Annotated in this window: 6 protein-coding genes and 1 pseudogene; 6 read left to right on the top strand and 1 reads right to left on the bottom strand. The window is 68.4% G+C overall.

Going from position 1 to position 5,891, the window contains the following annotated elements:
• Nucleotides 1-863: translocation/assembly module TamB domain-containing protein (locus tag AC36XV_RS03305; RefSeq protein WP_492202251.1), on the top strand; the 863-nt coding region annotated here is incomplete at its 5' end.
• A gap of 52 nt (nucleotides 864-915) precedes the next feature.
• Here the strand turns inward: AC36XV_RS03305 and AC36XV_RS03300 are convergent.
• Complete coding sequence (locus tag AC36XV_RS03300; protein WP_492202250.1) at nucleotides 916-1,506, bottom strand: outer membrane beta-barrel protein; 591 nt, start codon at nucleotides 1,504-1,506, stop codon at nucleotides 916-918.
• A 307-nt stretch (nucleotides 1,507-1,813) separates the two neighbouring features.
• Here AC36XV_RS03300 and ffh point away from each other — a divergent pair, with 307 nt between their 5' ends.
• The 5 genes and pseudogenes from ffh to rplS form a co-directional block, all read left to right on the top strand.
• A complete protein-coding gene (gene ffh / locus AC36XV_RS03295; protein WP_492202249.1) occupies nucleotides 1,814-3,160 on the top strand; it encodes a signal recognition particle protein in 1,347 nt (448 codons plus the stop codon).
• A gap of 67 nt (nucleotides 3,161-3,227) precedes the next feature.
• Complete coding sequence (gene rpsP, locus AC36XV_RS03290) at nucleotides 3,228-3,989, top strand: 30S ribosomal protein S16 (RefSeq protein ID WP_492202248.1); 762 nt, start codon at nucleotides 3,228-3,230, stop codon at nucleotides 3,987-3,989.
• Nucleotides 3,990-4,031: 42 nt separating this feature from the next.
• Nucleotides 4,032-4,547 (top strand): ribosome maturation factor RimM, encoded by a 516-nt coding sequence (rimM, locus tag AC36XV_RS03285; RefSeq protein ID WP_492202247.1) that lies wholly within the window; start codon nucleotides 4,032-4,034, stop codon nucleotides 4,545-4,547.
• Between the two features lie 4 nt (nucleotides 4,548-4,551).
• Entirely contained in the window at nucleotides 4,552-5,229 is a 678-nt protein-coding gene (trmD, locus tag AC36XV_RS03280; RefSeq protein WP_492202246.1) for a tRNA (guanosine(37)-N1)-methyltransferase TrmD, read from the top strand.
• 83 nt (nucleotides 5,230-5,312) lie between these two features.
• A pseudogene (gene rplS, locus AC36XV_RS03275) lies at nucleotides 5,313-5,654 on the top strand (50S ribosomal protein L19); the annotation flags it as partial.
• Between the last annotated feature and the right edge of the window lie 237 nt (nucleotides 5,655-5,891).

Genomic DNA, 5,891 nt, shown 5'->3' with positions numbered 1-5,891 from the left:
GACTCGGGTTTCCAGAGATTCCTCCGTCCGCCGTCGTCCCCTCCGATGACGTCGTGATCGTGGGCGATACCGCTACGCAGAGGCAGCCTCCCGTCCCGGTGACGGCCAACATTCAGGTCTCGCTGGGCGACGACGTCACGTTCAACGGCTTCGGCTTTGCGGCCGGCCTCAGGGGAGGTCTTCGGATCACGCAGGATGCGGGCGAGGAACCCGTCGGCCGCGGCGAGATCCAGTTCGTGAACGGGACCTACCGGTCGTTTGGACAGGAGCTGCGGATCGACCCGGGCGCGCTCCGGTTCAACGGTCCGATCGACAATCCTGCCGTCGACGCACGCGCCTACGTGCGGGCCTCCGACGGCACCGAGGCCGGTCTGCGGATCGGCGGCACCGTCCAGAACCTGGCCGTCTCCACGTATTCGGTGCCCCCGAAGACGGAAAGCGACATCATGTCCTACATCCTGTTCGGACGACCGATGAGCGAGACGTCGGGTGCGCAGAGCAGCCAGGCCGCCAACACCGCCGCCGTTCTGGGGGCGAACATGCTGGCCATGAGCCTCGCTCCGAGCCTCGGCCTGGACGAGGCCCGAATCGACACCGGATCGAGTCAGAACGAGGCACAGCTCGTGGTTGGAAAGTACCTCTCACCCAAGCTCTACGTGGGGTATGGAGTCGGGCTGTACGAGCCGATCAGCACCTTCAGGCTCCGCTACATCCTGACCTCGCGCTGGTCGATCGAGGCGATCACCGGCGATCAGCAGAGCACCGACCTGCTGTGGCGCATCGAGGCCGGCGGACCGAAACCGCCGGAGGATACGGCGGGGGCGGACGCCGAAGCGCCCCCGCCGCCGGCAGAGAGCCGCTGAAGCGCGGTCCTTCCGGTCGGTCTGCCTTCCCCGATCGATCGCATCCGGGGTCTCAGCCGACTCCGATGAGAAGCGCGAGAGACCAGGCCCGGTTGTTGATCTTGAGGTTCTCCGCATCGGCCACGTCGGTGAGACCATAGATGTAGGAGAAATCGAGGCCGAAGAAGAGAATCTGCACGCCGAGCCCGCCCTTCAGCCCGAAATCCAGGGTGCTCGTGTCGTCGCACAGTCCCGGCGTGACCAGAGCGGCCCCGGTCGGATCCTCCGTGTCACAGCCGACCTCGAAACCCAGGTCGATGCCGCCATACAGCCGCGGACCGAGCACCCGCTCCAGGATCGGAAGTCGCGCCACGCCCATCACCGGCACCTCGATGTACGAGAGGCGGACCCGTTCCGCCGTCGAGACGACATCGAAGCCCTTCTGAGCGTAGTAGCCGCCCACGATGATCCCGAACACACCTCCGGTCGCGTAGGAAACGCCGGCCTGGAAGCCCGTCCGGTAGTCGGTGGCGACGTCGCTTCCGGAGAGCTCCACCGAGGCGTCCGAGTAGATGCCGCCGACCGTGATGCCGACCTGGCCCCGAGCGGGCATCACCGTGAGAGGGACCAGCAGTGCAGCGACGATCGCGGTGCGTGCTCGCATGACGTGGCTCCTGTTCGTGGGTGTCGTGCGCGGCAGGATCGGGCACACGCCCTGCCTTCCCGCGAAAGATACCGCTTCCCGCGGTGCGCGAAACCCGCGGGGCCGAGAGCTGCGGGACAACCGAGGCACGGCGGCCCGGATTGCCCGATACGTCCGGTTTCGCTATACTCTGGGGCTCTCGATTTCGGGCCGGCCCGGGCGGGTCGGTGCCGGCAGACGCGAACCGAGTCACGGCGTCGCGTCTTTTGTGTTGAATGGACCCCGATCGGCCGCGGTCGTGCCGAGCGGGGGTGGGGATCGGGACGGGATGTTCGAGCAGCTCGGCGATCGTCTGGATGGCGTGTTCCGCCGCCTCAAGGGGCGCGGCGTGATCACGGAGCCCATGCTTCGCGAGGGGCTGCGGGAAGTGCGGCGGGCGCTGCTGGAGGCGGACGTGAACTACCACGTCGCCCGCGACTTCCTGAAGCGCGTCGAGGAGCGCGCGATCGGCGAGAAGGTCCTGGACTCGGTCCGCCCGGCGGACCAGGTCGTCAAGATCGTGCACGACGAACTGGTCGAGGTGCTCGGGGGCGCGGGAGCGGCCTCGGGGCTCGAGGAGCCGGCCATTCCGCCCGCCGTGCTGATGCTGGTCGGTCTGCAGGGATCGGGAAAGACGACGACTGCAGGCAAGCTCGCGCGTCGGTTCGAGCGGCTCGGGCGTCGCCCGACGCTGGTGGCCTGCGACCCGTATCGGCCCGCGGCCGGCGAGCAGCTGGTGACCCTGGCCGGGTCGATCGGAGTGCCCGTGGTTCACGAGCCCGACGAGAAGGACGTCGTCGCTCTGGCCTCGGGAGCGCTGGACGAGGCGCGACGGGCCGGAGCCACGCACGTGATCATCGACACGGCCGGTCGCCTGCAGGCGGACGCCGAGCTGATGGATGAGCTGGTACGGCTCAAGGCCGCGATCGAGCCGAGCGAGGTGTTGCTGGTCGCGGACGGGATGACCGGCCAGGAGGCGGTGCGGATCGCCGAGGGGTTCCACGAGACCGTGGGCATCACGGGCGTGGTGCTCACGAAGATGGATGGCGATGCCCGCGGCGGCGCCGCCCTGTCGATTCACGGCGTGCTCGGCGTTCCGGTGAAGTTCGTGGGCGTCGGCGAGCGGCTCGAGGACCTGACGGCCTTCGAGCCGGAGCGAATGGCCGGCCGCATCCTGCAGATGGGCGACATCGTCGGCCTGGTGGAGAAGGCGCAGCAGACGTTCGATCTCGAGGCCGGAAAGCAGCTCGAGGAGAAGGTGCTGGGCGGCGGTCAGTTCGACCTGGAGGACTTCCTCCAGGCGACGAAGCAGATACAGAAGATGGGCCCGATCGAGGGCCTGCTGAAGATGATACCGGGCGTGAAGCCGAAGATGCTGGAGGGAGTCGACCTCGACCCCCGCCGCATCAAGCACATGGAGGCGATCATCCTCTCCATGACGCCCGACGAGAGGCGCAAGCCGGAGATCATGAACGGCTCGCGGAGAGCACGCGTGGCCCGTGGATCGGGCCGGCCGGTGCACGAAGTGAACCGGCTGCTGAAGCAGTTCAGGGAAATGCGTAAGATGATGAAGCAGATGGGCAAGCTGGCGCCTCGCCTCGCGGCGGGCGGCAAACTCGGCTCACTGCTTCCATGAAGGGCGTGCGGCTTCCTTCGGGGCCGCCGTCCACGACTGACAGGACGTAACCAGAGGAACGGGATCAGTGGCGACAACCATTCGACTGCAGCGCACGGGCCGGAAGAAGCAGGCATCGTTCCGTATCGTCGTGACCGACGTGAACGAGCAGCGAGACGGTCCGGCGATCGAGACCCTCGGGATCTACAACCCCCGCACGCAGCCGTCCGTCGTGCGCCTGGACGCCGCGGCGTCCCTGAACTGGCTCCACGAAGGAGCTCAGCCGACGAACACGGTGATCTCGCTGTTCCGGAAGACCGGCGTGTGGCAGAAATTCCAGGCCGGTGTGACGGCCGACGATCTCGAAGAGGCCGTCGTCACCCTCGGGCCGCCGCCAGGCGAGCAGAAGACCTCCAGCCGGGCGATGGTAGCTGCGGAAGCTCAGAAGCGGCGCGCCGTGGAGATCGCCGCCGAGAAGCAGGCCGCCGAGGAAGCAGCGAAGCAGGCCGCGAAGGAAGCGGAGGCGGCGGCGAAGGCAGCCGCTGAAGCCGAGGCTGCGGAGGCGGCGGAAGAGGCGACTGCGGAGGCCGAAGCGGCCGAGGAAGCGGTCGAGGCAGCGGTAGAGGTGGAGGAGGCGGTGGAAGAGGCCGAAGAGGCGGCGGAAGAGGTCGAAGAGGCGGCCGAAGAGGTGGAGGAGACGGCCGAGGTGGCGGAGGAGGCGGCGGAGGTCGTCGCCGAGGCCGAGGAGGCCGTCGCCGAGGAAGTCGAGGAAGCCGCTGCCGAGGAGGCCGTCGAGGCCGAAGAGGCGGAAGAAGCGGCCGCCGGGGACGAGGAAGAGAAGAAGGACTGACACGAGGCCGGGTGCCTCCGGGCGCCGGGCCCCCGGTAGCCGATGGTCGAGCTCACGGTGGGGAAGGTCAGGAGAGCGCACGGCCTCGGCGGCGAGGTCCTCGTCGAGCTGTCGACCGGCGATCCGGACGATGTGTTCACGAAGGGCCGCGTGTTTCGGGTTACGGGCGGTTCTGAAGGCGGGCCCGTTCGCCTCACGCTCGAGGGCGCCCGGCGACACAAGGGGGGGCTCCTCCTCCAGTTTCGCGAAGTGGACGACCGCGAGAAGGCCGATCGACTCAGGGGCGCGGAGCTTCGTCTCCCCGCCGATGAGCTCAGGGCTCTCGACGAAGGCGAGTACTTCGTCCACGAGCTCATGGGATACTCGGTCGAACGGAAGGACGGCGAGGCGATCGGCGAGGTGGTCACCTCGTATGAGACGGGGGCGCAGCTGCTGCTCGGCGTCGCGGCCGGCGGCCGCGAGCTCTTGATCCCGTTCGGCAGGCAGGTGGTGACGGAAGTGGACCGTGGAGGGCGCCGGATCGTGATCGATCCGCCGCCGGGGCTCCTGGAGGACTGACGCCGTGCGAGTCAACGTCGTCACGATCTTTCCGGAGTTCTTCGCGGTACCGCTCGGGACGAGCATTCCCGGGCGGGCGGCGGCAGCCGGACTGGCGGAGTACCGGATCGTGGATCTGCGGGACTTCACTCACGACCGGCACCGCACGGTGGATGACGAGCCGTACGGGGGCGGGGCGGGCATGGTCATGAAGCCCGAGCCGTTCTACGAGGCGCTGGATGCACTGGAGCCATCGGGGCCGGTGGTCCTGCTCAGCCCGCGTGGTCGGACGTTCGACCACGACACGGCGGTGCGCTACGCGATGGAGACGGAGCTGACGCTGCTGTGTGGCCATTACAAGGGCGTGGACGAGCGCGTGGCCGAGGGCCTGGCCACGGAGGAACTGTCGGTCGGGGACTACGTTCTGTCCGGTGGAGAGCCCGCGGCGCTGGTGGTGATCGATGCCGTGGTGAGGCTGCTGCCCGGGGCGATCAGCGACCACGAGTCCGCGAGCGAGGACTCGTTCTACGACGGAATGCTCGCGCCGCCGGTATATACGCGGCCGGCCGAGTACAGGGGACGGGAAGTCCCCGACGTGCTGCGATCGGGCGATCATGCCCGGATCGAGGCGTGGCGCCGCCGCGAATCGGAGCGCCTGACGAAGGAGAGACGGCCGGAGCTCTGGGAGCACGAGAAGGGTTGATACCCGGATCCGGTGCTGGCTGGGAAACAGGGTAGCAAGGAATTAGATTCGGTCGCGCAGGCGACCCCGGAAGGAGCGGAAACGTGGATCCGAGAATCGCGGAAATCGAAAAGACCCAGCTGCGGGCCGACGTGCCCGCTTTCGCGCCGGGCGACACCGTGAGGGTGCGCGTGCGGGTCAGCGAGGGCGCCAAGGAGAGGATCCAGGCGTTCGAGGGAATCTGCATCGCTCGCAAGGGGGCCGGCCTCAGCGAGACCTTCATCGTGCGCAAGATCTCGGGAGGCGTCGGCGTGGAGAGGATCTTCCCGGTCCACTCCCCGACGATCGCGGGCATCGAGGTCGTTCGCCGCGGACACGTCCGGCGCGCGAAGCTCTACTATCTCCGGGCTCGTCGCGGCAAGCGCGCACGGGTTCGCGAGCGCCGGTGGTGGGAGGGTGGTACGTCCCCCGAGGCCGAAGCCGCCGCAGCCGCGGCCGTGGCGGAGGCTGCCGCGCAGCTGGCCGAGGAAGAGGACGTTCTCGAGGTCGACGCCGACGCGGAACTCGACACGGCTACGGATGTCGATGTCGCGCCGGAAGCGGCGGCCGAAGACGTCACCACGGAGGAAGAGCTCGTGGAGGTGTCGGCTGACGAAGACGCCGGAGCGGACGAGGAGACCGAG

The organism is Candidatus Benthicola sp., from assembly GCF_058719085.1.
Note: the sequence above shows the minus strand (reverse complement) of the source record. Positions and strands in the feature narration are given on the sequence as shown.

Coding starts and splice junctions, on each gene's coding strand:
- rimM (WP_492202247.1), top strand. CDS start 4,032: ATGGTCGAGCTCACGGTGGGGAAGGTCAGGAGAGCGCACGGCCTCGGC.
- AC36XV_RS03300 (WP_492202250.1), bottom strand. CDS start 1,506: ATGCGAGCACGCACCGCGATCGTCGCTGCACTGCTGGTCCCTCTCACG.
- ffh (WP_492202249.1), top strand. CDS start 1,814: ATGTTCGAGCAGCTCGGCGATCGTCTGGATGGCGTGTTCCGCCGCCTC.